The organism is Streptomyces malachitofuscus (assembly GCF_055571035.1).
In genome coordinates this window covers 1-26006 of sequence record NZ_JBVIGA010000035.1, presented here as the reverse complement: position 1 = coordinate 26006, position 26006 = coordinate 1, and the positions used below count along the sequence as shown (strand labels likewise).

26 protein-coding genes and 2 pseudogenes are annotated in these 26006 nt (G+C 69.3%); 12 read left to right on the top strand and 16 right to left on the bottom strand.

The window, feature by feature from the left end; translation table 11 throughout:
* Positions 1–271: 271 nt before the first annotated feature.
* A pseudogene (locus tag ACZ44S_RS35475) lies at positions 272–628 on the bottom strand (GNAT family N-acetyltransferase); the annotation flags it as partial.
* Between the two features lie 462 nt (positions 629–1090).
* Between ACZ44S_RS35475 and ACZ44S_RS35470 the strand changes: the two are divergent.
* The 3 genes from ACZ44S_RS35470 to ACZ44S_RS35460 all read left to right on the top strand — a co-directional run bounded on the left by ACZ44S_RS35470 (position 1091) and on the right by ACZ44S_RS35460 (position 3184).
* On the top strand, positions 1091–1333 hold the full coding sequence (locus ACZ44S_RS35470; RefSeq protein ID WP_466936837.1) for a hypothetical protein: 243 nt from the start codon (positions 1091–1093) through the stop codon (positions 1331–1333).
* Entirely contained in the window at positions 1326–2420 is a 1095-nt protein-coding gene (locus ACZ44S_RS35465) for a response regulator (protein WP_466936835.1), read from the top strand. Before ACZ44S_RS35470 ends, ACZ44S_RS35465 begins: the two co-directional genes overlap by 8 nt.
* A 248-nt stretch (positions 2421–2668) precedes the next feature.
* On the top strand, positions 2669–3184 hold the full coding sequence (locus ACZ44S_RS35460; protein WP_466936833.1) for a hypothetical protein: 516 nt from the start codon (positions 2669–2671) through the stop codon (positions 3182–3184).
* A 223-nt stretch (positions 3185–3407) separates the two neighbouring features.
* Here ACZ44S_RS35460 and ACZ44S_RS35455 read toward each other — a convergent pair.
* Positions 3408–3587 (bottom strand): annotated as a pseudogene (locus ACZ44S_RS35455) (fatty acid desaturase); the annotation flags it as partial.
* Between the two features lie 671 nt (positions 3588–4258).
* On the opposite strand from ACZ44S_RS35455, the gene ACZ44S_RS35450 reads away from it, so the two are divergent.
* The 4 genes from ACZ44S_RS35450 to ACZ44S_RS35435 all read left to right on the top strand — a co-directional run bounded on the left by ACZ44S_RS35450 (position 4259) and on the right by ACZ44S_RS35435 (position 9013).
* Positions 4259–5425, top strand: a complete 1167-nt coding sequence (locus tag ACZ44S_RS35450) for an AAA family ATPase (RefSeq protein WP_466936831.1) — start codon at positions 4259–4261, stop codon at positions 5423–5425.
* Positions 5426–5538: 113 nt separating this feature from the next.
* Positions 5539–7155, top strand: a complete 1617-nt coding sequence (locus ACZ44S_RS35445; protein WP_466936900.1) for a transposase — start codon at positions 5539–5541, stop codon at positions 7153–7155.
* Positions 7152–7895: an AAA family ATPase gene (locus ACZ44S_RS35440; RefSeq protein ID WP_466936829.1), complete on the top strand. Its 744-nt coding sequence runs from the start codon at positions 7152–7154 to the stop codon at positions 7893–7895. The genes ACZ44S_RS35445 and ACZ44S_RS35440 overlap by 4 nt, the downstream gene beginning before the upstream one ends.
* Before the next feature lie 17 nt (positions 7896–7912).
* On the top strand, positions 7913–9013 hold the full coding sequence (locus ACZ44S_RS35435) for a hypothetical protein (RefSeq protein ID WP_466936827.1): 1101 nt from the start codon (positions 7913–7915) through the stop codon (positions 9011–9013).
* 19 nt (positions 9014–9032) lie between these two features.
* On the opposite strand, the gene tpg (ACZ44S_RS35430) is transcribed toward ACZ44S_RS35435, so the two are convergent.
* Positions 9033–9587, bottom strand: a complete 555-nt coding sequence (gene tpg, locus ACZ44S_RS35430) for a telomere-protecting terminal protein Tpg (RefSeq protein ID WP_466936825.1) — start codon at positions 9585–9587, stop codon at positions 9033–9035.
* Between the two features lie 267 nt (positions 9588–9854).
* Between tpg (ACZ44S_RS35430) and tap the strand changes: the two genes are divergently transcribed.
* Positions 9855–12074 (top strand): telomere-associated protein Tap, encoded by a 2220-nt coding sequence (gene tap / locus ACZ44S_RS35425; RefSeq protein WP_466936823.1) that lies wholly within the window; start codon positions 9855–9857, stop codon positions 12072–12074.
* 10 nt (positions 12075–12084) lie between these two features.
* Positions 12085–12642, top strand: a complete 558-nt coding sequence (tpg, locus tag ACZ44S_RS35420; RefSeq protein ID WP_466936821.1) for a telomere-protecting terminal protein Tpg — start codon at positions 12085–12087, stop codon at positions 12640–12642.
* Positions 12643–12926: 284 nt separating this feature from the next.
* Here tpg (ACZ44S_RS35420) and ACZ44S_RS35415 read toward each other — a convergent pair whose 3' ends face one another.
* Positions 12927–13637 carry a hypothetical protein gene (locus ACZ44S_RS35415; RefSeq protein WP_466936819.1) on the bottom strand — a complete coding sequence of 237 codons (711 nt, stop codon included), beginning with the start codon at positions 13635–13637 and terminating at the stop codon, positions 12927–12929.
* A 235-nt stretch (positions 13638–13872) separates the two neighbouring features.
* Positions 13873–15186 (bottom strand): AlbA family DNA-binding domain-containing protein, encoded by a 1314-nt coding sequence (locus ACZ44S_RS35410; protein ID WP_391516605.1) that lies wholly within the window; start codon positions 15184–15186, stop codon positions 13873–13875.
* A 104-nt stretch (positions 15187–15290) separates the two neighbouring features.
* Between ACZ44S_RS35410 and ACZ44S_RS35405 the strand changes: the two genes are divergently transcribed.
* A complete protein-coding gene (locus tag ACZ44S_RS35405; protein ID WP_466936816.1) occupies positions 15291–15785 on the top strand; it encodes a hypothetical protein in 495 nt (164 codons plus the stop codon).
* Positions 15786–15809: 24 nt separating this feature from the next.
* Positions 15810–16175, top strand: a complete 366-nt coding sequence (locus ACZ44S_RS35400; RefSeq protein ID WP_466936814.1) for a PIN domain-containing protein — start codon at positions 15810–15812, stop codon at positions 16173–16175.
* Positions 16176–16245: 70 nt separating this feature from the next.
* Here ACZ44S_RS35400 and ACZ44S_RS35395 read toward each other — a convergent pair whose 3' ends face one another.
* From ACZ44S_RS35395 to ACZ44S_RS35385, 3 genes are all read right to left on the bottom strand, one after another.
* Positions 16246–16488, bottom strand: coding sequence for a hypothetical protein (locus ACZ44S_RS35395; RefSeq protein ID WP_466936812.1), 243 nt, complete (start codon positions 16486–16488; stop codon positions 16246–16248).
* A 164-nt stretch (positions 16489–16652) separates the two neighbouring features.
* The gene (locus ACZ44S_RS35390) at positions 16653–17549 is read right to left on the bottom strand and encodes a hypothetical protein (protein WP_466936810.1); all 897 of its coding nucleotides are present in this window, start codon (positions 17547–17549) and stop codon (positions 16653–16655) included.
* Positions 17550–17980: 431 nt separating this feature from the next.
* Positions 17981–18226, bottom strand: a complete 246-nt coding sequence (locus ACZ44S_RS35385) for a hypothetical protein (protein WP_466936808.1) — start codon at positions 18224–18226, stop codon at positions 17981–17983.
* On the opposite strand from ACZ44S_RS35385, the gene ACZ44S_RS35380 reads away from it, so the two are divergent.
* Complete coding sequence (locus ACZ44S_RS35380; RefSeq protein WP_466936806.1) at positions 18225–18371, top strand: hypothetical protein; 147 nt, start codon at positions 18225–18227, stop codon at positions 18369–18371. The genes ACZ44S_RS35385 and ACZ44S_RS35380 overlap by 2 nt on opposite strands.
* Positions 18372–18931: 560 nt before the next feature.
* On the opposite strand, the gene ACZ44S_RS35375 is transcribed toward ACZ44S_RS35380, so the two are convergent.
* The 8 genes from ACZ44S_RS35375 to ACZ44S_RS35340 form a co-directional block, all read right to left on the bottom strand.
* On the bottom strand, positions 18932–19417 hold the full coding sequence (locus ACZ44S_RS35375) for a hypothetical protein (RefSeq protein ID WP_466936804.1): 486 nt from the start codon (positions 19415–19417) through the stop codon (positions 18932–18934).
* A 155-nt stretch (positions 19418–19572) separates the two neighbouring features.
* Positions 19573–19824 carry a hypothetical protein gene (locus ACZ44S_RS35370; RefSeq protein ID WP_466936802.1) on the bottom strand — a complete coding sequence of 84 codons (252 nt, stop codon included), beginning with the start codon at positions 19822–19824 and terminating at the stop codon, positions 19573–19575.
* A 145-nt stretch (positions 19825–19969) separates the two neighbouring features.
* Positions 19970–20500: an RNA polymerase sigma factor gene (locus ACZ44S_RS35365; protein WP_466936800.1), complete on the bottom strand. Its 531-nt coding sequence runs from the start codon at positions 20498–20500 to the stop codon at positions 19970–19972.
* A gap of 315 nt (positions 20501–20815) precedes the next feature.
* Positions 20816–21022, bottom strand: a complete 207-nt coding sequence (locus ACZ44S_RS35360; RefSeq protein ID WP_220644291.1) for a hypothetical protein — start codon at positions 21020–21022, stop codon at positions 20816–20818.
* Entirely contained in the window at positions 21019–21864 is an 846-nt protein-coding gene (locus ACZ44S_RS35355; protein ID WP_466936797.1) for an RNA polymerase sigma factor, read from the bottom strand. The genes ACZ44S_RS35360 and ACZ44S_RS35355 overlap by 4 nt, the downstream gene beginning before the upstream one ends.
* Positions 21865–22155: 291 nt before the next feature.
* Positions 22156–24828 carry a helicase associated domain-containing protein gene (locus tag ACZ44S_RS35350; RefSeq protein ID WP_466936795.1) on the bottom strand — a complete coding sequence of 891 codons (2673 nt, stop codon included), beginning with the start codon at positions 24826–24828 and terminating at the stop codon, positions 22156–22158.
* Positions 24829–24865: 37 nt separating this feature from the next.
* Complete coding sequence (locus tag ACZ44S_RS35345; protein WP_466936793.1) at positions 24866–25177, bottom strand: hypothetical protein; 312 nt, start codon at positions 25175–25177, stop codon at positions 24866–24868.
* 5 nt (positions 25178–25182) lie between these two features.
* Positions 25183–25554 carry a hypothetical protein gene (locus tag ACZ44S_RS35340; RefSeq protein ID WP_466936791.1) on the bottom strand — a complete coding sequence of 124 codons (372 nt, stop codon included), beginning with the start codon at positions 25552–25554 and terminating at the stop codon, positions 25183–25185.
* Between the last annotated feature and the right edge of the window lie 452 nt (positions 25555–26006).

The following is a 26006-nucleotide window of genomic DNA, read 5'->3' as shown; positions in this document are numbered from 1 at the left end:
TTACTGGCGGTCCCTGGGGACGGCCACTGGCATGCTGCTCACCGCAGTGGCGGCGGTCGGACTGCAAGCGACCCTAGCCCAGGCCGCTTACAGTGTGTGCAACACCACGATCACCTACGGCGGAGAGGTGGTCCTGAGGGTTCCCGCGCGAACCGACAACGGGACTTCCTGCTACATCGCCTACCGGACGGGTTCGGCGGGCGCGGTCAGATCAGTCCAGGACGCCATCTACTACTGCTACCGGGGGACCACCGCCTACGACAGGGGCCGTGGTCGCCAGACCGCGGCCGGCCGGGTGCTGCGCGACCCGAGAGCCGAGGTCCGCGGTGTGGTCCTCGATGTCGACCAGATCGAACCTGCCCAGTACCGAGCCGTCCTCGTCGACGAGCACGTGGAAAGCGCAGATGCCGGCTTCCCGTTCGGCCGGCAAGGCGTTGAACCGCTCGCTGAACCGGCCGAAGAAGTCGTCGCCGCGGTCGGGGACCGAGGCGGCGAAGTAGGCGCGGCTCGCCGGCTCGAAGTCCAGGACCGCCGGTGCATGATGAGCGTGCAGCCGCTTCAGCTCGGGCGTGGCCCAACTCCATCCGGACGGCGCACCGGGGCCACCTGAGTTCCCGCCGACGGGCAGACAGCCCGAGGACCGCGGGCCACCTGCAGTTCCCTGAGAGGGTACGAGTGGCCACGGCACCCGGAAGTGCCGATGAGGAGCGGCAGGGTTGAACTCGGCGAGACCTGCAACCGGTGGCACCGAGGGGCGTCGAGGATGGCTGCCGGCACGGCCGACACCGGCTGTGCCCGCCAGGAGACGGTTCACCGGGCGGTGCCGGGTACAGGAGCGAGACGGCAACGCCCGCATCCGCTGATGGCGAGGTGTTGCCGCAACACCGCTCACGGACCAGTGACGACCTGCGGCTTGGCAGTGTTGCGAACGGTCGGGCGGGGACAGCAACGGGCATGGGACGTTGCCGGTTCGTCAGTTGTCCGGCGCAACGGATTCACCTGCCGCCATTGTGTGGCTCATCGCAAGGTGGGCCCATCCGGGGCGCGCCGATCCGCCGGTCTCCGGCGAGCCGAGGAAGGGGCAGGTTCGATGGATCGTTCGCTTGTATCGGTGAGGGCGGCGCTGGTGCTGTTACTCGCGGCGCTGGCCGGTGCAGGGGCCGGCCTGTTGTCGGTGCTGGCCGGTAACGGGACGGCCGGCGGCGTGCTCGCCGGGCTCATCGCCGCAGGCGGAGCAGTGCCGGTGTTCAACCAGGCGATCGCCCCGGACGCCGCCGGCAGCGGGGCAGTTGTGCGCGAGGCGGGGGCGAAGGGCGGGAACGCCCGTGGGTGAGTTGCGCCCTCTTGCTCAGGACCTGACACCGGAATCGAGGGCGCTGGCCATGGCGCTGCGGGAGCTCTTCGAGGGCCTGGACGTCTCGGTGCGCCGCTATGCGGCCCGCCGGGTGCGCGATGCCGGTACCTTCTCCCGGTACCTCAGCGGCAGCCGCATCCCGCCATGGGAAGTGGTGATGGACCTGTTCACCGACGTTGCCGAACACCGCGGCATGGCCGCCACTCCGGAGGCCATCGAATTGGTGCGCCGCCTGCACCGGGTCGCTGTTGAAAGCAGTGCCTCTCCCCGCCACGCGGTCGAAGTCCTCGAGCAGCAGCTCGCCGAGGCCGACCGCGTATCCCGCCGCTCCACCGCCCGCGGCGACGCGCTCGGCGACGCGCTGCTGGACCGCAAACACCGCATCGCCGACCTGGAAGTGCGCCTGAACCAGCTGGAAGCAGAGTGGAGCGCGGAGCGTGAACGCGCCGAACGCCTGGCCGCCGCCCACCCCGACGTCAGCGACCTGCTGCACGAACGCGACCAGCTGCAGGACGAAGTCACGCGTCTGTCCGCCCAGCTCCACGAGGCGCGGAAACAGTGCGACGAAGCCGAACAGCGCTGCACTCTGCTGGAACGGCAGCTGGAAGCGGTGGAGCAGGTCCAGACCGTTGCCGCCGTCGTGCCGGTGGCCCCGCAGGCCATGCCCAAGGTCCTCGTCGTCGATGACCAGCCGGACAACCTGCTGGCCATGACCGCCGTGCTGTCCACCCTCGACCAAGAACTGGTCGCCGTATCCTCCGGGCGGGAAGCCCTCAAAGCGCTCCTCGACCACGACGATTTCGCCGTGATCATCATGGACGTTCAGATGCCCGACATGGACGGCTACGAGACCGCCGCCCACATCAAACGACGTCCCCGCACCCACGACGTCCCCATCATCTTCCTCACCGCCATGGGCACCGACCCCGAACACTCTGCCCGTGGCTATGCTGCCGGCGCGGTCGATTACATCAGCAAGCCCTTCGACCCTTGGGTCCTGCGCGCCAAGGTCGCGGTCTTCACCGGCATCTACCTCGAGCAGCGGCGCCTCACCAGAGATCAGTGACAACGAGGGCCGTCCTGCTCGAGTTGCTCCTCGCTCCGGACCGTCGCCCCACCCCGGCAACCATGACCTGGGGTGGGAGCTCGCCCGGAGCGGTGGAGCGAGTGGGCTCGGGTCTCGCCGCGGCCAGGGGCCTGGCGGCATTCCGTTTTGTCCTCTGGCGGACGCGCGTAGACCGCGGGCATCATCTGTCTGCACCGCCTGCACAGCCGTCCCTCCGGAAGCATGGCCCACCGCAGGAAGGTCCCCACATGAAGGCCATCAAGGCGCTGAAACTCCGCTCCGCCCTGACAGCTCTCGCCCTCGTCATCGCCCCCGGCGCTGCCGTCGTCGGCACCGCCGGCGAGGCGTTCGCCGTGACCAAGATCAGTCACGCCACCGCGACCTCGACGTTCCGTGACGTCGGCATCACCTGGTCGTCGTCCGGCAACTGTTCCCACCGCAACAACTCCACCTGTACGTCCTTCGAGCAGCTCAACCTGGCCACGGCCCAGGGCGCGCAGACCCTCAAGCGGGCGAGCGGCTGCGCCCTGAACATCACCGGCGGCACCGAGACCGGGCACGCCTCCGGCACGTACTCGCATTGGAACGGCTACAAGCTCGACTACAGCAAGTACACCTGCGTCGGGAACTACATCAAGAACAACTTCACCTACATCGGCGTGCGCGGCGACGGTGCCCCGCAGTGGCGTTCCGGATCCGGCAACATCTACGCCGACGAAGGCAACCACTGGGACGTCCTGTACTACAACTGCGGCGGCTGCTGAGCCCGTTGGGCGTCCGGCTCCGAGGCTCTTCCCGGCGGCAGGCACCGTCCCGCCGGAAGAGTCGTCCATGTCTGCTTCGTGCCATGCGGCGGGCGTTCAGCGCTGTTCGTACGGTGTCCGCCCGGGGCGATGATGCCGGGGCGCTGTGCATCCGGGCGTCGGGTGCGAGAACGGCCGGCGTCGCGGGCGATCTGTTGGCCTTCCGTCATTGGGAACGCGCGTCTTAGCGTTTCGCCCGCCAGTAGCGGCGCAGAGGACTCGTGTGGTGGTCGGCGTGCCGCTGCAGTTGGTACAGGACAATGTCGCTGGTGGTGTTGTCGCTGTTCCAACTGTGGCGCGGAGCGACCCGCTCGTGGCGCCCGTCCGGGCGGCGCTCGCGCAACAGACCATAGTGCTCGGCGTAGTTGACCCGTCTCCAACATCAGGATGTGAGACGCAGCGGGAGCCGCCCCTGCCCCTGGGCCAGCGGCTCTGGGACCTCGTCCCCATGGCCGTGGTGTGGATCCTGGGTCCCCTCGGCGCAAGGACAGCTGACCGGGCTTCGGCGCTTCGCATCCTGTTCGGCCAGACCCAGCCACGATTCGCCCGCACAGGTTGAAGGCCGGGCACGAACTCGCTCCGGGTGCCGATCGATTGCCCCTCCTGGCTGATACGTGTCGTCGTGCCCGAGGAAGCCGGCGGATGCCGACGGCGCGCGACGCACGCCGACGGCACCATTCACGTCCTGCCTCTTCGCCCGTTCCGTTGCGTACCCAGCCGGTCTCGCAAGGAGGGGGCGGGCTGCGATCTCTCGGGTTGGTGTCGGTGGTGGTGAGAGTCGGTCGCGCTGGTCCATGGGTTGGTGTTACGGGGCTGGTCAGTGGGTGTTTTTGGGTGGGTGGGTTGCTGTCATGAGGTGAGAGATTGAGGGGTGGGATCGCTGTCGTGGGGCTTTATCGCATGGCAGCTGATGCTGTCTCAGGTTTGAGAGTTCTTATGCGGTGAGGTGGGCCGGGCCGGTGTGATCGTGGGGTGGATCAAGAGGTAAGGGCCGGTCGTGGTCCTGTGCTGCCCCGGGGGTTGGTGGTGCGTCGTTTGCTGGAGCGGCAGCAGGCGGGGGAGCTGGCCACGCGGCATGTGCGTGCGGTCGCTGAGACGGTGGGTGTCTCGGAGCGTACGGTGTGGCGCTGGCTGGAGCAGGCCAAGACGACCGGGCAGCTGGAGGCGCCGGTCCGGCAGGGCTATGCGGTGTCGGACGAGGTGTGGGCGTTGCTGGGCGAGGTCGGAGGGAATGTTGCTGAGCTGAGGCGCCGGCTGGCCGCGGCTGGCGGGGCGTCGGTGCCGTCGGCGTCGACACTGCACCGGGTGATCCGCCGGGACCGCCGGGCGGGCCGGGCGTTGATGGTCGAGCGGGAGCCTGAGGTGGCCGGGCCGCGTAGGCCCGATCCGCTCAGCGAGCTGGGCTTGAACGTCGTGGCCGGCCAGGGCACAGGCGGGCAGGTTTTTCTGCGCGAGCAGAAGCATCTGGCGCAGGTCCCGGTCCTGGTGCCGGGCGCGCAGGTGGTGCACACGCCTGCTGTGCGGTCGGTGCTGCGGACGGTCGCGCACGCGGCCGCGGTGGGGGCGGTGGTGTGTCTGTACGGCGACGCCGGCCATGGGAAGACGGTCGCGTTGCAGTACGCCCTGTCCCAGCTGCCGCACCCCGCCCGGGTCCGTCGGGTCCACGTCGGTGTGCACCCGACGGTTCCCGAACTGCGCCGGGTGCTCGCGGACGCCCTCGAGCTGGGCAGGCGTCTGCCGCGCGGGGCGGGGGAGGCCGACCTGACGCTGGTGAACGCGCTACGGCAGCCCCGTGTGCTGGTACTGGACGAGGCACAGCGCCTTCCGGGGCCGGCGCTGGAGTTTCTGCGCGGGCTGTGGGACCACCCGGACACGGACACGGCCCTCGTGCTGGCGGGCGCGGGCAGCGAACGGGCGCTGCGCCGCGTGCCTGCGCTGGCCTCTCGGGTGCTGACCTGGGAGTTGGTGCCGCGCCTCATCCCGCGCGAGGTGGCCACCGTGATGGCTGCCTTCCACCCGCTGTGGGAGGACGTCAGCGAGGACGATGTCGCGTGGGTGGACGAGCACGTGGGACACGGCAATTTCCGGACCTGGGCGAAGCTCACCTCGCACCTGACCGCCGAGACCTACGGCAAGAGCCGGCCGGTGGTGGACCGCCGGATGCTGGAGCGGGCCTGCGCACGGCTCATGGGGCCGCTGTGACCGGCGCGGCCGGGCCGACAGAGGGCGCTTCCCGCTCCGGCGTGCACGGGGACGGCCCGGGCGCGCGGGGAGGTCTGCCTTCTTCCTCCCTGTCGGCGCTGCGCGGCCCTGCCGTGCGCAGGCTGCTGGCCCTGCGGCAGGAACAGAAGCTGACGACCCGGCATGTACGGCTGATGGCTCAGTCGTTGGAGGTGACCGAGCGCACGGTGTGGCGGTGGCTGGCCGCTGCCGAGCGTGACGAGTCCGCGGCCGCGGAGCCCGGGGCGCGGGCCCAGACCCGGGACCGCTTCACTGTCACCCCGGAAGTACGCCGCCTGCTCGCGTTGTGGAAGGGCAACGTCGCGGCGGTGCATCGCGAGCTGACGGCCCGCGCTGCCCGCCAGTCCCCTCCGGCGGCTCCGCCGCCGTCGCTGCCCACCTTGCACCGCGCGATCCAGCGGGATCTGACGCCGGGGGAGCGGGCCGGGCTCGCGGGAGGAGAGCGCGCGGCGCGCAAGCATGATGTGTTCCTGGCCCGGCCGCGCCCCTGGCGGAACAAGGTGTGGGAGACCGACCACGTACAGGCCCCGGTGCTGGTCGATGTCGACGGCAAGCCCCGCAGGCCGTGGATCACCTGGTTCACCGACTGCGCCACCAACGCGATCACCGGCGTCGCGGTCACGCCCGGGCATCCGTCGCGGGAGTCGGTGCTGGCCGCGCTGCGCTCCGCGGTCGTGCGCGAGGACCCCTACGGCCCGTTCGGCGGGCTGCCCGAGAAAGTGCGGGTGGACCGCGGCAAAGACTTCCTGTCGAGGACGGTGACCGCCGCGTTCGATCTCCTCGACGTCACCGTGGAGGACCTGCCCGCCTACACCCCTCACCTCAAGGGCACGGTGGAGGGCCTGAACCGGGCGGTGGAGAGCATGTTCCTGGTCGCGCTGCCCGGCTATGCCCGCCAGCCACGCCCGGGCAAACGGGCTTCCCGCCCGAAGGACGAAGTGCTGCTCGGCTTCGAGGACTTCACCGCCCGGCTGCTGGATTGGACACGGTGGTGGAACACCGAACATCGCCCCTCGCCGTTGCGGGGCAAGACCCCGCTTGAGGCGTGGCAGGACGATCCCACCCCGCTGCGGGACGTGCCGGCTGCGGATCTGTGGACGTTCACCCTGGAGGACGCCGGCACCCGCACGCTGACCACCCGCGGCATCCGCTTCCGCAGACGCGACTACATGGGGCCGTGGATGACCGGCCAGGCCGGGATCCAGGTCCGCATCCGCTTCATGCCCCACCACGACCACCGCATCGAGGTCTACGACGCCGCCACCGGCCGCTACCTCGGCCCTGCGGACCTGACTGACCAGGCAACCGAAGAACAGCTCCGCGCCGTACGGCGGGCACGGTCTGCCCGTGCTCGCCGTCTGAAGAAGGATCTCGAAGCTTCCCAGCGGGAGCGCTACGCCGCCGCCACCCAGGCCGAGGCACCTCAGCGGATCGGCGCGCTGACCACCGCGCAGGCCGAGGCCGAACTCGCCCAGAATGCCGACACCGACCTCGCGCAGCTCGCAATGCCGGACCTCATCCCGCCCGCCGCGCCCCCGGCCGACTGGCGCACCCCTGCTTCCCTGGCCGCGCTGACCACGCCAGGCCCGCGCGTCCCGCACCCGCCCGGCCGTGATGGCGCTTCCGCCCCGTACGGCCGCGACAGGCGGGCCGCACGTCCCACCACCGACGAAGACGGAGACGCCTCGTGACCGCGGCCACCTACCAGTACGTCGACCTGCCCGATGCGTCCGTGGTCACCACCCGCGCCCTGCTCACCGCCCGGGAGAACATCTCCGACACGGTCGCCGCCCGCGCCATGATGTGCATCCACGGCGGCGCCGGCTTCGGCAAGACCCTCGCTGTCAACACGTGCCTGCGCGCACTCGAGCCCGGCGAGGACGTCCGCAAGATCACCTTCCGGGCCGGGCCCACCGCTCGCGCGGTGCGCTACGAACTGTTCACCGCGCTCGACTTGGCCGGCGAACCGCCGCGCCACCCCAGCGAGTTCGACCGCCTGCTGAAAACCGCCCTGGCCGAACGCCCCCGCACCTTCCTGGTGGACGAGGCCCAGTGGCTCAACGGGGAGGCGTTCGAATACTTCCGCTACCTCTGGGACGAACCCTCAACCCAGCTCGCGATCGTCTTCGTCGGTGGGGAGGGCTGCCACACCGTGCTGCGCCGCGAACCGATGCTGTCCTCCCGCATCTTCATCTGGCAGCACTTCACCCGTCTCACCCCCGGCGAGGTCCTGGAGGCCATCCCCTTGTTCCATTCGGTGTGGGCCGACGCCGATCCCGACGACATCGCCTTCGCCGACCAGCACGCCGCACACGGCAACTTTCGCGCCTGGGCCCAGTTGACCGCCCACACCCGCACCGCCCTAACCCGCACCGGCCGCTCCCGTGTCGATCAGGAGCTGCTGCGCTGGGCCTTCAGCCGCCTCGCCTGACCACCACGCCGCCTGCCGTGTCGCCGACACCCGTTGCCGTGGTCATCGACCCGGGCGACGACGCGATCCACACGCACACCGCCCTGGCCGCCCACCACCCGCCCTCCGGGCGGATCACCCTGCACCCCGGTCCGGGCACCACCAGCGAGACCGGCCTCGCCCACGACCTTCTCGCCGCTCTGGGCAAACCGCCCCTGCTCCCGGGCGGCTTTCCCGCTGGCCGTCAGCCCGCCTGGGAAGCCGCCACCGCCTGGATCACGGCCCTGCCCGTCACCCGGCTGACTGTCCTGCGCGCCCACCGCCTCACCGCCCGCCGCACAATGCGCCTCCTGCAGCTGCGCGCTCTTACCGGCATCCACTTGACCTTGGTCTGCCACCGCCCCCATCTGCCCGCCGCCCTGCACCAGGCGCTGCAGACGGCCGACTACTCCGTCACCGCCGACTTCCAGGCAGCCCGCCGCCACTACTACGGCACGACCGCCCCCGTACCCTCGCCTGCCGACGAGTCCGCCCGGTCGGCAGACCGGTGGTTCACCCTGTCCGTGCTGGACCGCCTCGTCTCCTACGACAGCCCCGCCCCCTGTACCGCCCCGTGCACACCGCCGCCGATTACCTTCCGGCACCGCCCGCCACCGGCACCCCTCACCGAGCAGACAACCCGGGAAGTCGCCCGGCGCCTCTCCACCGTGACCGCCCACCCCCGCCTGGCCGCCGCCCTCGCCGCGGCGCTCTTCACCGGCGCCTCCTTCCAGCAGCTCGCCACCGCCCGCCCCGGCGACTACGACGACGCCGCGGCCACCCTGGCCCTGCACGACCGCGCCCGCTACACCGACGGGTGCGCCTCGCACCGGGTGCTGCCGTGGGCACGCGTCTTCCTGAAAGCCGCCGTGTCCTTTGCCCGGCTCGCGCCCGGCCAGGACCAGCATCTGCTGGCCGGCCCCCACGACCGCGCCCACCTGCTGCGCATGGCGGAGGCGGCCAGGCTCCGCCCGACGCAGCCGCCTGTCGGTCAGCGCACCAGCCCTGTCGGCCGCATCCAGTGGGACTGGCGCGAACGAAAGGAAGCACAGCGCTACGACACGATGCTGACACGGCACCAGATCCCGCCCTCGCGCTGAGCTCGAACCCGCGTGCACGTCAGTCGATGGAGAAATCAGCGAACTCCACGTCGGTGAAGGCGATCCCGAGCCCATGGGCACGCAGGCCTCCATCACGGAAGTAGGCATGCCCCAAAGCACGGGCGAGGATCACCATCTGCTGCTGCTCACCCCCGCCGGCGTCCCGGGCGGCGAACAGATCGCGGGCCACTTCTCCCGACAGGTACTGGGTGATCAGCCGTACTCGTGGATCGTCCGACGAGCCTGCCGGAGCAGCGAAGCCGAACCGCGCCCTGGTGTGGAAGACAAACCCGTCGGCCTCGGCCCGGGCCCGTCGGCGGGCGCGCACCAGGGGCTGCCACCGTGCCCGGACGGCCTCATCGATCAATCCCGCATGCACAGCACTGGGACGGCGGCGCATTCCCGGCCGGGTGGTGACCCACCGCTGTACCGTGCGCTGGGAGATCCCCAGGAGGATGGCCACGTTCTTCGTGGAGCCCTTCTGCGTCTTGAGCAGGAAGCGCACAGCGGTGTCACCGGTGGGAATGGGGCGGGTCAGCAACGCTCGTTCGAGTCCATTGACGATCTCACCCATGCCCGCCCCCGAGCGTTCTGCCACCGCGATGGCTGGTGCACGGCGGCTGTCTGCTTTCCCAGATCTCTCACACCAAGCCGCTTTCCCTGGCCAGTTCAGGCATAGCTGAGACACCACCGCGGGCCCTCGGCTAGAGACCTGTAGCAGCCCAAGCACGAGGGCGCCCGGTCCGGGGTAACCGTGCCGCCAATCGCCGTTTACGGTATCCGTACGCGTTTGGTACGCGAAACATGCGCTTCCCGCTAGGGTTGGGACAGGAGGTGCTGCATGTCCGAGCTGTTCGACGCGGTCGACGCGCTCATCGCGTCCCGCTCCCCGCTGCCGCCCCCGGCGGAACGCAAGCGGCTGCGCCAGGCGCACGGCCTGACGCTGGACGAGGTGGCCTCTGCCTTGCAGGTGCGGCGGGCGACGGTCAGCGGCTGGGAGGCCGGCAAGACCGAGCCGCGGCCGCCGGAGCGCGACGCATACGCCCGCATGCTCAAGCAGCTCGCCCAGCTCTACCCCGCCAACGCTCCGGTGCCCCCTGAGGGTGCGGCGATCCCCGAGACGCCTGCCGTTCCGGCCGCTCCTGCGCCATCGGCAGCTGAACCGGCCCAAGCCCCCGCACCCACAGGCCCGACCGCGGAGCCCGCGAACACCGCACTCCGCCCCGCTGCCCCTGCCGCTGTAGCGCGCCCGGCGGCCACGACCCGGCCGACGTCGCGCCGTTCAGCCGCTCGGAAGGCTGCCACCGCAGGCACCCCGGCGGGCGGCGCCGATCCGCGTTTCGAGAACGGTCCGCTCGCGGTCGTCGACGTCGACGCAGATGGTCAGGTGCTGGCGTACTGCGTCGGCGGCCTGGTCCTAGACGTACCGGCGAAGTCGATCCCGGCCCTGGTGGAGTGGACGCTGCGCGAAGGGCGGCTCGGCCAGCCGAAGTTGTCCGGGCCGGGCAAGGACGCCGACCCACTGATCGTGCTGACCGAGGCCGCGTGCGAGCACTACGGCCTGCCCATCACGCTCACCAAGGAGGAGCGCCTGGCCGGACGGATCCCGGGAGGCCACAAGGTCATCAAGCAGCTGACGCGCGCCAACTGGCAGCTGACCAAACGCGGCTTCGGGCCGTGGGCGAGGATCTACCGTCCCGCGCAGGGCTCGGAGCGATCCTGCGTGCAGTTGTGTATTCCGTCGTGGGACGCGCTCGATGCCCGGCACTGGGCCGGTGCGGGGCAGCTGCCGCCGGCGGACCTGGCCCGGCTGCTGGGCACGTATGCGGTCCGTGTGATGACGCCGCGCGGATCGACCGCCGTGACCGGCCTGGAGCTGATGACCGCCCTGCACCCGCCCACCCGTGCCTCCGAACCGGACGCGACGGGTAAGCGGCACTCCGAGCACAACCCCGGCTCGCTGGGCAAAGATCCGGTGGACTGCGCGCCGTGCGAGGCTCCCGACGGGCACCCGCTGCTCGCCGATCTGCCGCGTTTCCATCAGCGCACCCCGGCTGAGGTCCTGGTGGAGGAGGCGTACGACTGGGCGCGCCCGCTCACCGACGCCGAATGCCTTCGCCCCCACCTGGTGGGCATCGACGTGAACATGGCCTTCGCCGCCGGCGCGAACGGCCTCACGGTCGGCCTGGGCGCGCCGACGCGCGTCAAGAACCCCGTCTTCGACGCGAAACTGCCCGGCTCCTGGCTGGTTGACCTCTCTCACGTCGACCTGTCCCGTGTGAAGCTCGCAAAGCAGTGGACAAACCTGGACGGCGAGCTGCTGCCCAGCCCGTTCACACCGAAGGGCGAGCGCCCGACGGGGCCGGCCTGGTACGCGACGCCGACGGTGGCGTACGCGGTGGAGCTCGGCTACGACGTGCGCCCGATCGAGGCCTACGTCCGCTACGACAGCGGCCGGTACCTGGACGGGTGGTACAACCGGCTGCGTGACGCCTACCTCGCCACGATGGCCGACCTCGGCGTGCACGCGGACATGTCGCCGGCCGACTTTCTCGCGGCGATGGACGGCTACCGGCAGCGTGACCCCGAGCTGGCGATCGTGGTGTCCGCGATCAAGGCGACCGTGAAGGGTGGCATCGGCAAGCTGCGCGAGCGCCCGCGTGGGGAGGGCTGGAAGCCCGGGCAGCCGTGGCGGGCCCTTGCCCGGCCCACCTGGCGTCCGGACATCCGCGCCGCAGTCATCTCCCGGACCCGGATCAACATGCATCGCAAGATCGTCAAGCACGCCGCCTTCACCGGTCAGTATCCGGTGGCCGTCCTCTCGGACTGTGCCGTCTACGCGTCCGACGGGCCGTCGCCGCTGGACTTCCTGCCCTACCGTGACGGCAAGCCGCTGCCGGGCGGCTTCAAGCTCGGCGTGAACCCCGGGCTGGTCAAGCACGAGGGCACCCAGAGCGTGCTGTGGGGCGAGGGGGTGCGCGAGCAGTTCAACGCCCCGGAGCTCAACCTCGCCCGGTACATCAAGGACGGCACCGTCACCGACCAGGACACGGGGGAGTAGGTAGACCGCGATGAGCCTGTTCGGCAACGGCCTGGACGCCGCGGTGCAGAAGGCGTTCACCCGCCCGGCACCCAAGAGTGCGGGCGCGCAGATGCGCTACCTGGTCAAGCAGCTCAAGGGCACCAAGGCGGTCGCCCAGATGCTGCGCATCTCCCAGCGCACCGTCGAACGGTACGTGAAGGACCAGATCAAAAAGCCCCGGCCGGACCTCGCCGCGCGCTTGGAGCGCGAGGTGAAGAAGCGGTGGCAGCCGCAGATCCGTGCCAAGGCGCGGCAGAAGGCGGCGACCACGGGCGGCATCGTCATCGACACCCGCGCACGGATCGGCTACACCGCGCCGATCGGGACGACGGACGAGGACCGGCTGCGGCACCTGACGGTCGCGCTGCCGCCGCAGTACGCCGCCCGCCTCTTCGATGCCCAGGATCAGGGCGCCGGCGACCGGCAGCTCCAACAGATCGCCGCTGAAGCGCTCAAGGAGGTGTACTTCCAGGACGGAGGCCGCCGCGCCGGCCAGCTGGAGGAGGTCCGCTTCACGGACATCGAGCACCTTGAGTTTGATCTCTGACCTGGCCCGGCGATGAACGCCCCGACACACCGATCTGCCTCGCGTGTACACGCTCAGGGCGAACACAGATCGCCTTGCCGGGGCGGTGGAGACGATGGAGTGCACAGTCGACTTGGAGGCCCGGCCCACGAAGCAGTTGGGGGTGAAGCTCGCGGGAATCGAGCGGGCGGTGCGCGGCGTCATTATAGGTGGCGCTGCGCAGTCACCGACCGGAGTGCTCTCCCCACGGATGGGGCGGCATCTGCCGAGTCCCGCTGGCGAAGAGTGAGATGGGGCCTGCTGGCCTATAGGTGAGAGATGTGCAGCCCGAGTTTGAGAGGCGGCAGCGTTTCCCAGGTCGGCGCAGGGACCGCAAGGTGCTTCGCCGCTTCGGCTGCCGTGAGCCGAACGACGGAGCTGAAGAAGCCGAGGCAGTCGATCGCGTCGGTGAGCCTCAGAGCGGGCGCGGCCTTGGCCCGGGCCGAGGACTTGGGGTCACGTACGGCTGTCAGGACCGGCAGCGAATGGATCGTCGTGTGGCCGTGAGCGATGTCATGCCGAACTCGGAGCCACTGCTTGATCACCTCATCCACATGCTTGGGCTGCACGGTCACTGACTGGTTTCCTCGACCTCCGGCCTGGACCCAGGTCCAACTGGGGCGCGGGTCGAAGCCGACACGCTTGAGCAAGGCCCGCGACTTTTCCGCGTCAGGCGTGGAGAACTTCTCCAGTGCTGAATTGAAGTCTCGATGCCACTGGTCCATGGCATCCGTCAGGAGCCGCGCCCCCGCTACTTTGCCCAGTTCAACCAGGGCCTCGTCGCGCAGGGCCTGAGCAACGTCCTGTACGAAGGCCTGCCAGGCCGCGACGGTAAGGACGATCGTCCCGCGGTTGATTGAGGTCTCGGTCGTCCTGCGCCCGACACCACCGTTACCCGCCGATCGGTGGACCAGTATCAAGTTCTCACAGTGCTCGATGGCACGTACGTAGTTGTCGACCGCATCCTGAATGTCCAACCGGCACCTCAGCGTTGGCGAGAGTGGAAGTGACAGGATTGTCGCCCAGGCTCAGCGAGGTCGACTCGATCTACTGGAGGCGCACTGCTCCGTCGGAGCTGCAGGCCTCGGGCAAGCTACCTCGCCGACGCCCTGACTCTGCGGCGCGCGATTGATCGCTCTTTCCTCGGCGACGCCGGACGAGAGACACCAGGGAAGGTAGGCATTGGGGACCAGGTGCTGGAGGCTGCTGCTACTACGCCTGCAGCCTCGCCGTGACCACACGGTCCGCATCGACGAAGGGGTTGCCGCCGACATCGAGGCCGAAGAGCGGGTAGATACGGCTCAGTGCCTCGTATGCGTCGCGTTCCGGGTCACCCAGGGCCTGCCAGCTGTGGTTCCAGCTGCCGCTCGTGGCGGGCTGCGGATCGCCCCGGAGGGGGAAGGACGGGTCGTCGCCGGGAGCCAGCGTTCGGGCCGGTGGGCGAGTGAAGTCCGAGGCGACGATCCGGTGCGTCCACGTGCTGTCGATCAGGGGAAGGATGTGCTGGTCGACCAGGCGGAAGTACTCCAGCGTGATCTCGGTAAGTACGAACACGCTGATCCTGCGGGGTTCGATGACGGATGAGGACTCCATTGCCCAGCCCAGCATGTCCGCGTTCGCGGCCGCGGCCCCGGTGACCGCGCCGTCCGACTCGATCAGCAGCCCACGGCGGGAAGCATCGGCCAGCAGGAGACCGCCCTCGTGTGGTTCCGGTCGGTTGTGCACCGAAGCCCAGTTGAAGGCATAGGCGTCGCGGAGCGTGTCCTGGTTGCCCAGGATGTCTCGGAGGCCGCCGTCGGCGTACATGTTGGGGACGAGTCCGCGTGGATGGTCGGGGATGGTCTGGAAGAAGAGCACCGGCGTCTCCTCCACGCCCACGGCGGCACGCAGGGCTTCCCGGCTTCTCACCCGGTCCGCGACGGGCGTGGGCGCGACGGCGGGCCCGCGCCGCGTGCGCAGGCCATCGTTCACGAGGCGGTACGCCTCATCCGGCGGGAGGAAGGCGGTGGTGTCGCCGTTGCGGATCGGGATCGTCCAGCTGTTCTTGATGAACTGACCGTTGTCGGTGATGCCCCGGGTGACCATTGCCCACCGGTCGGCCTCGGGTAGCGCCGGTACCTCGATCACGAAGTAGTGCCCGGACACGTCCGGATCGCCCTCCGGGTGGTCGTACCAGAAGAACTTCACCCTGAGCAGCGGGCGTACGTACTCCGCGATCACGCTCTTGTAGCTCGCGTCGTCGACCAGTTCCTTGCCGAAGGGCGTCAGCCTCTCCGCGACCTCGTGGAGCTCGTTCTGCTTTTTCTTCGCCTTGAAGCCGCACACGATCAGACCGCCCGTGCCGTTCGTGAACGCGGCGACGTCCTTGCAGAGCTCGAACTTGCCCTTGTCGGTACTCAGGTCGTATGGCCCCTTGGGCGAGACGCTCTTGAAGTCGACCCACTCGCTCTCCGGCGTGCCTAGTACCTCGTACGGCTGCTGCCCGGCGAGAAAGGACACGAGCTGGACCATGCTGTCGGCGGCCATGCCGCCGGAGCCTACGCGTACCAGCGCATCGCCCGCACCGGTAACACGGCACGTCAATCGACGACATCTCTTGCACCGTCAGAGGCGTGGGGCATCATCGGCGGATGGCATCGACGCAAGCCCCGCCGACATACCTGGACCGCCTGTCCGAGGACCTGGACCTGATCGAGGCGGACTTCCTGGCGATCCTCGCGGAGTCACAGATCCGGAACATTGATCCGAACCGTCGGTCCGACGGCATCGTGCACTTCGGTGCCGCCAAGTGGGGCTGGGTGCCCAGCAACCCTGAACTCGAGGCGAGAAGGATGCAACTGCTGGGGCGCGTACGGGACTGGGAACCGCTGTTCCGGTTGCTGTTCCCGAACCCGACCCCGGAGGTCACCAAGCGCCTCGACGGGAGCCTTGGCCTGCTGCAGCGTTGGCTCGAGCGCCCCCGGGACAAGACCGTGCCGGCCACCATCGACAAGGCCGTCGACAAGGTCAAGGCGGCCGTGGCCATGCTCCGGAAGCTGGGCGAGCTCCTGCCCTCCGACGACTGGCCGGTGCGCGTCACGGTCGACACGAACATGCTGCTCGATGACCCCGATGTGGCGATCTAAACGTCCGTGCTCGGCAATCGGTACATGGTCCATCTGCTCCCAGTGGTCCTGCGGGAGCTGGATGACAAGAAGCTCGCTGGCCGCACCCCGGACCTCCGGGAAGCCGCGAAGAAGGCGGACCGCCGTCTGAAGGGGCTGCGGACCAACGGCAATGTGCTGCGCGGCGTACGGGTGGCCGGCGACGTGCACGCAGTCTTCGAGCACATCGAGCCCAAGGGCGACAGTCTGCCGAACTGGCTCGACCTGGAGGTGCCGGACGACCGCTTCGTGGCGTCCACGCTGTTGCTGCAGTCCCGGCACCCAGGATCCGCGGTCTACGTGGCCACGAGAGACATCAATCTCCAGACGAAACTCGCCGCCGTCGGATTGCCGTTCTTCGAGGCACCATGATCGAAATGGGTGGCCCGGTCACGGGGACCGGGGCCACCACGTTGGTGGACTCGCGATCAACGGCGCCGGGTCAGCGCTGCTGGATCCACCAGATGATCCATCCGGTCCCGCTCGCGCCCAGGGCGCCGGCGGAGCCGCGGACCACGCCGTAGCCCGCCGAACGGGCGAGGGCGCGCAGGCGACGGCGGAGGCCGCCGTCCAGCAGCCGACGCAGCCGGGTCCGGATCTCGGACCAGATGTGGCGCAGCTTGCCGTTGCCCTGGTGATGCCGGGTCGACGCCCGGCGGTCGGTGCCCTTAGGCTCGTTGGACATGCTGGTGGTGCCTCCTTGGGGAGTGACTGTCGGTTTGTTCACTGGGCGGCTCCCTGCTGGAACAGGGGGCCGTCGCCCGTTTCGGGGCGGCGGCCTGCGCCGCGCCCGGCCCATGTGTGCAGGGCCGGGAGTCTGGGGCCGGGGCCGTAGTGCCCCGGTGGTGCTCATCGCGGAATCGCGGCCCCCGAGAGCGCGGGGATACGGGCGCCGATCCGCACCGCGGTGCGGGCGATGCCCTCAGGAGTCCAGGCGGCCTCTGCCGCCTCGCGCTCCGTCTTGTTGACGTTCAGGTCGAACGGCGCGGCGAGAGCCCAGCGGACCTGCGTGCTCTGCCCGAGGACGGAGAAGCCGTCCAACTGCTGCTCGCAGAGGAACTCGTACAGCAGGCGCTTGTTCTTCAGTTCCTCGATGCCACGCCCGACCGTCGACGGGGAGATCCCGTACCAGAGTGCGTACTCCCTGGCCTTGTGCAGGGCGAAGGACGGCTTTCGCTGGCTCATGAGGATGAGCAGCATCGTCTTCGCCGGCATCGACAGCTTCCGGTAGTAGTGCTGTTCCCAGTACGCGAAGGGCACCTTGAAGTAGGTGCTCTTGCGGGAGCCCTCCTTGTCGCCCGACGGCAGCGTGTACGGGTCGCCAGAGCCGTCCTCGAGCAACTTGGTGATCTTCGTCATCCGGCCGTGCGGCTCGGTGCTGATCAGCTTCAGTTCCTTGAGCTTGTGCAGGTGCCGGGAGACCGCGGCGCTCGCGGTGCCGTTGGTGGCGAAGGAGATACCCGCGGCGCGGCCCCAGGTCTCGGACCGGTGAGTGACGCTCCAGTCGGCGCGCGCGGTGACGCAGTGGATCAGGAGGAAGAGGTCCAGCCGCTCGTTACTGCGCAGCATCTTGGAGAACGGGCCGGGCCGCGTGATCAGGCGGAGGCCGGGATCGGCGTCCTGGACGAAGGCACGCCGGATGAGGACGGCACGGCCGGTGCGCTTGGACTGCTCCAGCAGCATCCGTATCGTGTCGTCCTGGCTCACGGGCATGTCCCGCTTGAGCACGGTCAGTTCGGTGTTCACGGAGTCCATGTTCACCGATCGGCCGCACGAAGCGGGTGCCGAATTCCGGTGCGGGCCGCTTGGCCGCTTCCCGTTCAGACCGGGCTATCGGAAAACATTGGATAACTGATGACCCCAGTAGGAAACCATTGGTGGTCGAAGCCGCAGGCAGTCACGTAAACGACACCTAGAACCTTTAACGCTTCAGACGGCGATCTTTGATGTTCTGGAGTTCGACTCATGGATAGTTCACGCCGTGACTCCGTACCTGGTAGAACACGGCGGCAAATCCGGTTCGAGTCGCGCTGGTGACGTCTCTTCCCGTGGCTGCCAGCGGCCTACGCGGTCCGTACGACTGCGCCCGTCCCGTCCCGAACCCGACAAGCACGAGACCCCGGGCCTGACGAGGCCCGGGGTCCGGCGTGGTGGGGAGGGTGCAGTCAGGGAAGGGCTCAGTAGTCGTCCCGTTCGGAGGGCCGACCGTACTGTTCGATGAGGTCGCAGGTGCAGGTGCCGCCGCCGTACGCCGTCTTGTCACACTCGTCATGGTGGTGCCGTACCGGCGGCCGCCTCGGCGGGGCGACAGTCGCGGTCGGGGCGGGAGGCCGGTCAGCTCCGGCCCGGGCGGCGGCGCGGAGCTCGTTGTCGACGACGGCGGAGGCGATCTCGTCCTTGCGCCACTGCTCGGGGGAGCGCATGTCCGGCATCGGTGAGCTGCCGAGCAGCATCACCCGCCGTGTCATCAAGGGCGAGATCCTGCCCGTCGACCCCCGTCAGACCATCGCCTTCCTCAAGGCCTGCGCAGGTCGAGAAGAACCGGCACGAACAGAAGGGGACGCCTGACGTAGGCCCTCTCCGCCTCATGCCGGACCGCGAGAGCCACGAGCAAGGCATGGCCGCGTAGGCGCCCGCCCAGCACAGGAGAGACAGGAAGGCCGCGAGGGGGATCACGATCGGTACCAACCCTCGCGCAGACCGCAGTTCATCGGATCATGCCCAAGAAGCCGCCTCCCACCTCGTCGACCAGCTGCTGTCCGACTGACGGACATCGAGACCGCCTACGCCTCGATCCCGGACAACTCCCAGGTGCGGGAGCGGCAGCTGGACTTCGGGGACGTTGAGGTACTTGCCCATCCTCGTGGCGGTGCCCCGGGCTGCGACCGGGAGCCCGGGGCACTGACCGTTACCTGCCTCGGATTGAGGTGATGAGGTTGATGAGGGCGGCCATCAAGGACGTGGTGCCGCTGATGATCGCGGCGATCTCGCTGGTGCTCATGGGGGCCTTTCGGGTGCCGGGGCCCGGCCCGGAGCCGGGCGGGCGGTCGGCTCGGCCCATAACCAGCAGTCGCTGCCCGGCTCCATGATGCACGTCCCTTGATGAAGCCGCCTATCGCCCAGGAGGGTTATCGGTGCAGGGCCCAGGTCATGACGCGGGCGAGGCCCCAGGCGGCGCCGGCGGCGGGGAACAGCGGAAGGGCCGCGGCGAGGTTGCCGAGCAGGATCAACACGACGGCGATGCCGAAGACGATCGTGCCGATCACGGTGAAGACGTAGAAGGCGATGCGCGGCGCGACCCGGGCGGCCTTCTCCCGCAGCTGGCGGCGGCGGTGGGCGCGGCGCAGGTGGGCGACTTGGCGTACACGTCCCCGTGCGGCCCGCACGTCGTTCTTCTTGACGTCGAGGTCGGCCTCCATCGAGGAGAGCAGCGCGGAGAACGCCTCCGTCATGTCGCGGGCGTCGAGGCCGGTGTCCATCGTGGCGAGGAGCGCGGCAATGGCGTCGGTGACCTCGTCGTCCTCCTTGGTGTCGACGGCCGTCTTCAGCGCGGCGAGCCGCGTGTCGAAGCCGGTCTCGATGACCTCGATCCGGTGGGCGGGGGAGGCGCTCATGATGGTGCTCCTGTGCTCGGTTTCGTCCTACGCCCGATACGACGAAGGGCCGGGACCCGACTGTGAAGTCGCAGGTCCCGGCCCGTACGGCGATCGTCTAACGGAAGCGTCCTACCATGCGCGCCTCTCTCGACGTGGCGTCAGGTTGCATGCCGCTACGCCCTCTTGGGCTCCGACGCGACGGGTGTACGGGCGGGCCGTGACCGGCGCGAGGTAAGCCCCGCCGACTGCGGAGCCTTGAGGGTCGGGTCGTCCCACACCGCTACGGGAGTGCGGGCGGTCCGGATGCGCCTGACGATGCTGGCGATGAACGACGTCACGGCAGTGACGACGATCGAGACGATGAACAGGATGCGGTTGAGCACGGGGTTGGTCTCCTTCTCGATGGGCTTGTAATCCGTGGTCATGTTCTTGGTCGTGCTTATGTCCTTCTTGCTTGGTCGTGGGGTTCAGGGCGATCGGCGATAGCCCCACTCGGGCCAGCCGATGAACGCGGAGGGGATCGGACCGATCCGCGCCATCTGTTGGCCCGCGAAGGGATACCCCCAGGCCTTAGTCCTGCAGGTGCTCACGCAGGCGCTGACGCACCTTTTCGTCCTTGAGGGTGGCCTGCGCCAGGGACAGGTCCTTGCGTACCGAGGTGACCTTGATGCCCAGCATCTCGGCGATCTCGGCGTTCTCGAACTTGCCGACGTGACGCAGCACGTAGACCTCGTGCTGCCGCTCGGGCAGCACCTCACTCAGGACGGCCCGGACGCGGAGGTACCCCTCCGTCGCCTCGACGACATCCGGGTCCGTCCACTTCTCCGGCACGGCGCCGTGCTTCTCCAGCGCACGCGCCTCCGCCTGAATACGGCGCAGTTCGTCCACGGCCCGCCTGGAGAGAATGGTGGCGATGAACCCGCTGGGGTTCGTGATGACCTTCGGGTACGTGGGGAGGGTTTTGACAATCTGCTCGATGCCGATCTGCAGGACGTCCTCGCCGTGGTGGTACGACACGATGCGCCTGGTGATCGCGAGCCAGTGCGACCTGTGCGTGACGAGGAGCTCCATGACCGCCTCCTTCGCCTCCTCTGCGGTCATGGCGCGTTTCTTGGCACAGTTCTGGAACAGCTCGGGGATCACTCGCGCCCGCTTACGCGGTCGCCCTGACCCTGCGACTGACTCGGTCACGTTGTTCTTCTCCATCGATCTTCTGGTGACGCCGCCACACCGACCGAGCGCCACCGGGCCGCTACTGCCCCTACCAACCACGACGTCGTGGCTGCGGCACGAAGTGTGAACTGGCAGGTCACAGCGGGAGCTTCCGGGCACGCTGCGCACCAACTCTTGCGCCTGGACGGCCGGATACGCGTCGGCGAGCCAGGACGAAAGTCACCGGCCCGCCGCACCCGTGTCTCACGTCAGGGCCGGGACCAGGACGGCCAGCAGCGCGATGAAGAGCGTCATGACACTGAAGAACACGAAGCTGCCGCGGCCGATGGCCGTGGAGACCGGTGCTCCTCCCTCGCGGGCGACGTTGTATCCGATCAGGCCTGCGATGGCGGAGACCGCGGCGAGGGTGACCAGTGCCAGAAGCAGGGTCAGGAGGTTCTGCGTGCTCACGCCGCACCCCGCTGGTTCTGCCGACGGGTGACGGCCTTGGTGTGCAGCTGTTCCGGGATCCAGATCCGCTTCTCCCGGGCCGCCTGGTACAGGACCGTCCGGAAGCGCGACCTGCGCTGGCGGACGGCGGCGGGGGAGAGCTTCAGCCGCTCGGCGATCTCAGCGTCGGGAAAGCCCATGACCGTCAGACGCACGACCGCCTGCGTGTGCGGCGCCTGCTCATCGAGGATGTCCTCGAAGTCCGTACTGAACACCTCCGAGTCGATCTCGTAGCTGGCGGCCTCGAGCAGTCCGCCGATGCCGGCTTCGTACGCGGCGTCCTCGGTGAAGTCGTACACGGCATGCAGACGGGCCCAGTGGACCCGCTGCCTGGCCCATCTCACGTACGCGCGCCGGAACACCCACACGCACTGGCCGATGAAGTACGACATCAGGCTGCAGGCGCCGCGAGGTCCGTGGTGGTCGGCCTTCCAGCCCTGTCCGCGCTGCAGGTCGCGATGGAACTTACGTGTCGCTTCGGTGAGGACGTCGACCATGATGATGTCCCGCTCGAGGGGGCTGCTGCGCAGCAGGCTCATGTCGTCCTCGTGGACGAAGAACTTCCAGCCCCGCTTCTTGCACTGCTTCACGGCAAGCCGGGCAAGCGTGCCCTCGCGGAGCATGCCGAGCAGGCGCGGCTCGGCCTCCCGGATCAGCTCGATCTCGAACACCTCGTAGGCCAGCCCTGCGAAGCCGTAGCTGGCCAGCTCCTCGATCCGCGCGGCGTCCTGCCCGATCCGGGCCGTGTGCTCCCCGCCCAGCACCGCGTCGATGGTCTCAAAGATCTCTACATCTACACTCATGGCATAAACCCCCTCGTCCTGGCCTGCTTCAGACCTCCACCGCATTGCTCTGAATGCGCGCGATGAAGCTGCGAAGCAGATCGCTTGTTGTACGGGGTTGTGTGCAGGCGAAGTTGGTGAACGTGACACACCAGCTGAGAATCTTTTTTCGCGATGCTCAAATACGAGCTTGCGGGCCCGTTATTGCTGCACGGACCCGCAACCGAAACCCACTACCCGGCCATGGGCCGGGCGCCCCTGTGTCCCCATCCTGAGGGGCCAGAACCGCGCCTCACCTGCAGGCGGGCTCGCTCACGCCCACTGGATGCCCAGCTTGCGCAGCGCGTCCAGCTGCTCCTCCGTGAGCTTGTCCCGCCTGGCTCGGGTGTTGGAGACCCATACGCCCAGTTTCACGGCCACCGGGTCCGTCTTGCCGTCGACCGCGATCTCCTCAGCGTGGCCGCGCGGTACAGGTCGGGCGCCTTCCCGCTCTACCCACTGCGCGAGGGCCATCAAGCCTCGCTGGAACGCCTGCTGCGCCTTGCCCGAGCTCTTCGTCGACCGCACCGTCGCAGGGGCGGGAGACGGCGCCTCAGCGGGCGTGACGCCCAGCCGGGACAGCCGCTCCTGCTGCTCGGTGGACAGCTGCGCCCAGTTGCCCGGACTCCTCTGCTGTTCTAGCCACCTACCGAGATCATCGCCGTCCATGAGTACGCCGGGCTTGATCTCGGGCAGGGCGCCGTCGGCGTCGACCAGGTCGGCGAGCACGCGGTAGTGGCGCTGCCAGTCCAGCGGCCACGGGCAGTCCCAGTCCGGGTCGATCTCCGTCAGCTGCGCCGCGCGCACGGCGGCCCGCTCCGGGTTCTTGCCCAGGCCGTTCTTCGCGCCCTTCCGCCGGAGGTTGGCCATGTGCTGCCCGACGGGCACCATCGCCTCGCCCTCGCCCCACGCCGCGTCCTGACGCGGAGCGAGGTGCCCCATGGCCCGCCGGTAGGACCCGAGCGCGGCGAGCTTGTTCTCCCACGCCTCCTCGCCCGGCTCCCACACCATTCCGGCCTCTGGCGCGTCCAGGAGGACCTTGCGCCGCTCCTCCAGCTCCCCGGCCCGCAGCGCCTTCCTCTGCTGGTGCACCCACCGCCCAAGCGGAAACGCCTTCGTCGCCCCGACCTCGACCTCGGCGTCGTAGGGCACGGCGTAGAGGCCGGTGATCTCGTTCTCCTTTCGCCAACGAAGCAGGGCCTGGTAGCCCTCCAGCCACACCAGGGACTCGGGCCGGTACACCCGGGTCCGCAGGAACGCCGCGATCGTCGCCGCGTCGCGCGGGCTGGAGAAGTGCAGCAGCGCGGACTCGGCAGCGGCGTCGGTGTCGTCCTGCTCCTGGTCGTCGCCCTTGCCCTCGCCGTCGGCCCCGACGATCCGCCCTTCCTCATCGCGATGGACGTGGACCTTGCGCTTGCCGCTGGTGAGCGCGCGGGAGGCGAGCTGTTCGACTAGGCGCTCATCGTGGCTGCGCAGGCCCTGGAGCACGGCCACGAGCGGCTTGAAGCTGGCGGAGGCGACCATCTCGGTCGGGTCCTCGCCGGGCTCCAGGAACACCGGCACGATGATCCTGGCCACCTTCGTGCTGCCGTCCTTGTTGAGCCTCAGCGCGCGGCCGATGTTCTGCACGATCTCCACCTGGGAGCCGCGGGTGTCCGCGAAGCAGACGGCCTCGACTCCCCGTTCGCCGGTGATGTCCACGCCTTCCCCGAGCACGCGAACGCTGGCGAGGAAGGCGCGGTGCACCCGGCGATCGGTGGCGTCGATGCCGTTGGCGAACTGGCGGATGACCTCGCGCCGCTCGGTCACGAGGTGGTCGCCGCACAGCCACGCCGACCACACCCGATCCGGCGGGACATGGCGGCCGGCCTCCAACTCGTAGAACTCGGCGTCGATGGAGGACTTCGGCAGCTTGTCCGCGGCGGCCAGGTCGTCGTCGGTGGCGTCGTTGAGGTACAGCTCGGCAGCGGTCTCCGGCAGCTTCTCCGCGAACGCGGCGGCTTCCTCAACCTTCTGGTGGAACGTCATGACGGTCTTGAGGTTCCACTTCGCGGCGTGTTCCAGGAGCGCGGTCTGCAGGAGCGCCAGGCGCCGGCCGCGCCGCGCCTCCTCCGACTCCCCCAGGACGGGGGAGGGGTCGCGGATCTCCAGCACGTCGATCTCGAACCCGGCGAGGATCTCGCGCTCGATCGCCTCCGACAGCCCGAGCTCCGCGAGCCACGCGCCGTAGGTGCCCTCCGGGTCGTCGGCCATGGACGCGATCTCCGCCTCCTGGCCCTCCGCGCCCTTCTGTGGGCGGGCCGCGGCGAGGATGCGCGGCGTCGCGGTCAGGTAGAGCCGGAAGTCCGCCGGGATGCGGGCGTTGTCGTGGATCGCCGCCCACGGACGACCAAGATCACCAGCGGTTCCGTGAGCCTCATCGACGATCGCGAGGTCGAAGCCTGCCATGCGCTGGCCGTAGAGCCGGTCTCCGCCCGCCAGAGCGGCCTCCAGCGGCCCGCGAACCTTCCGCTGGCCCTCGGGTGCGTCGATGTCCTCGCGGTCCACCAGGGAGGCGTACGTGGCGAACACGACCACTGGCCCGGACCCCGCCCACAGGGCGAGCTGGATCGGGTTGGTGGTGGTCCGCACCCCCAGCTCCTTCAGCACCGGGTCGTTCTCCAGCGAGCACACCGCGACCATCGGGGCCCGGTGGCCCACCAGCCGCCACGCCTGAGCGGTCTGCGCGAGCAGGTCCAGGGTGGGCACGGTCACGAGGATCCGGCCGTCCGCGAACGACTCCAGCGCGCACGCAGCGGCCGTGATCGTCTTGCCCGAGCCGGTCGCTGACACGATCGTGGCACGGGCACCCTGCGGGGGCACAGATGACCTTGCGGGGAATCCCACCCACCTGCGAAACGCGGAGCGCTGATCTACCTGGTGTTCCTTGAGCTGAATCGCTGACATTTCCTTGCCTCCCCGAGCGGTCAGTTCCTGTGGTTTTTCAGAGGGCCATGTGCGGAATGCAGGCCGCGCCCAAGTCGTTCCAGATCGACGCATCCGCCTTGTGCCAGCCACCCGGCTTTCCGTCCTTGAAGGGCGGCTTGTCGTCCGGGTCGTAGTGACCGGCATCGAGCGTGCAGACCACGACGTCCCCGTCCGCGTTCCGCGTCCGAGCCGTGCACAGACCGCCGGCCTCACCCAGCACCTCCAGCACCCGCCGCCGCGCCGTGGTGTGCGGATGGGTGCCCGGCAGCACGCTCTCCCGGACGAACCTCTCCAGCCGCACCAGGTTCGCCCGCTCACGCTGCCTCACGTTCGTCATGTGTACGGCCAGTTCAGCGGCCCGGCCGACCGGCCGCCACGCCGGGACCACTCCCGGTCCGCGATGCCCACCAGGGCCTCGCTCACGGCCCTCACGCCCTCATCCCAACCGTCCGCGAACAGCGAGCCACGAGAGGCCGGCGCCATGCCGCCCAGCTCCACCACCTGGCACTGCGCCCCGGCGACCGCCCCGGCCTCCAGCGCGGCCACCAGGTCGTCCGCCTCGCCCGCGGGCACGCCCTGCGCCTCCAGGAGCGCGAACACCTTCAACCGGGCGTTCACGCCCGCAGTCTGGTACTGCGTCACCCGGCGCAGAGAATCTCTGCTCAGCGCGGGATCGGGTCCGGTAGATTCGTGGTGACCGGTCATCTGCAGTCGTTCCTTTCGGAATTCCTGGGAGTGCCCGGGTGGTTGGGGGGTGTCCCGTGTTTCCGCCAACGGTACATGCTGCATCAACCTGATGCATGCGCTACACTGGAACCCACACGAACGAGCGACCCCCACCTCGTAGCCAGCCCGGCCCGCGCTAGCGGGCCCCAAGGTTCTGGAGGCGCAGCCGGAAGGACCGTCGGCGGGGGAGCGCAGCGGACCCGCCCGGGAGGGCGGAGCATTCCCTAACTCCCTTACCGAAGGCCCCACTAGCCGCACCTGACACCCCGCCAGCCCCGGCCGCGCGATGCGCGGCCCGCCGGGCGCGCAGTGGCCGGCCCCACCGGCCCCTGGAGCGCAGCGGAGGGGGCCGCCCTCGCATCGCGAGGGCTAGCGGGAGCGCAGCGACCGCGCTTGCACATCGCGCAGCGATGTGGTACCCGCTCCGCGGG

Excerpts from the sequence above, each read along its gene's own strand:
- ACZ44S_RS35470 (WP_466936837.1), top strand. The coding sequence starts at position 1,091 with ATGGATCGTTCGCTTGTATCGGTGAGGGCGGCGCTGGTGCTGTTACTC.
- ACZ44S_RS35460 (WP_466936833.1), top strand. The coding sequence starts at position 2,669 with ATGAAGGCCATCAAGGCGCTGAAACTCCGCTCCGCCCTGACAGCTCTC.
- tpg (WP_466936825.1), bottom strand. The coding sequence starts at position 9,587 with ATGGGTGAGATCGTCAATGGACTCGAACGAGCGTTGCTGACCCGCCCC.
- tap (WP_466936823.1), top strand. The coding sequence starts at position 9,855 with ATGTCCGAGCTGTTCGACGCGGTCGACGCGCTCATCGCGTCCCGCTCC.
- tpg (WP_466936821.1), top strand. The coding sequence starts at position 12,085 with ATGAGCCTGTTCGGCAACGGCCTGGACGCCGCGGTGCAGAAGGCGTTC.
- ACZ44S_RS35410 (WP_391516605.1), bottom strand. The coding sequence starts at position 15,186 with ATGGCCGCCGACAGCATGGTCCAGCTCGTGTCCTTTCTCGCCGGGCAG.
- ACZ44S_RS35405 (WP_466936816.1), top strand. The coding sequence starts at position 15,291 with ATGGCATCGACGCAAGCCCCGCCGACATACCTGGACCGCCTGTCCGAG.
- ACZ44S_RS35400 (WP_466936814.1), top strand. The coding sequence starts at position 15,810 with ATGGTCCATCTGCTCCCAGTGGTCCTGCGGGAGCTGGATGACAAGAAG.
- ACZ44S_RS35395 (WP_466936812.1), bottom strand. The coding sequence starts at position 16,488 with ATGTCCAACGAGCCTAAGGGCACCGACCGCCGGGCGTCGACCCGGCAT.
- ACZ44S_RS35380 (WP_466936806.1), top strand. The coding sequence starts at position 18,225 with ATGTCCGGCATCGGTGAGCTGCCGAGCAGCATCACCCGCCGTGTCATC.
- ACZ44S_RS35385 (WP_466936808.1), bottom strand. The coding sequence starts at position 18,226 with ATGCGCTCCCCCGAGCAGTGGCGCAAGGACGAGATCGCCTCCGCCGTC.
- ACZ44S_RS35375 (WP_466936804.1), bottom strand. The coding sequence starts at position 19,417 with ATGAGCGCCTCCCCCGCCCACCGGATCGAGGTCATCGAGACCGGCTTC.
- ACZ44S_RS35370 (WP_466936802.1), bottom strand. The coding sequence starts at position 19,824 with ATGACCACGGATTACAAGCCCATCGAGAAGGAGACCAACCCCGTGCTC.
- ACZ44S_RS35365 (WP_466936800.1), bottom strand. The coding sequence starts at position 20,500 with ATGACCGCAGAGGAGGCGAAGGAGGCGGTCATGGAGCTCCTCGTCACG.
- ACZ44S_RS35355 (WP_466936797.1), bottom strand. The coding sequence starts at position 21,864 with ATGAGTGTAGATGTAGAGATCTTTGAGACCATCGACGCGGTGCTGGGC.
- ACZ44S_RS35350 (WP_466936795.1), bottom strand. The coding sequence starts at position 24,828 with ATGTCAGCGATTCAGCTCAAGGAACACCAGGTAGATCAGCGCTCCGCG.
- ACZ44S_RS35340 (WP_466936791.1), bottom strand. The coding sequence starts at position 25,554 with ATGACCGGTCACCACGAATCTACCGGACCCGATCCCGCGCTGAGCAGA.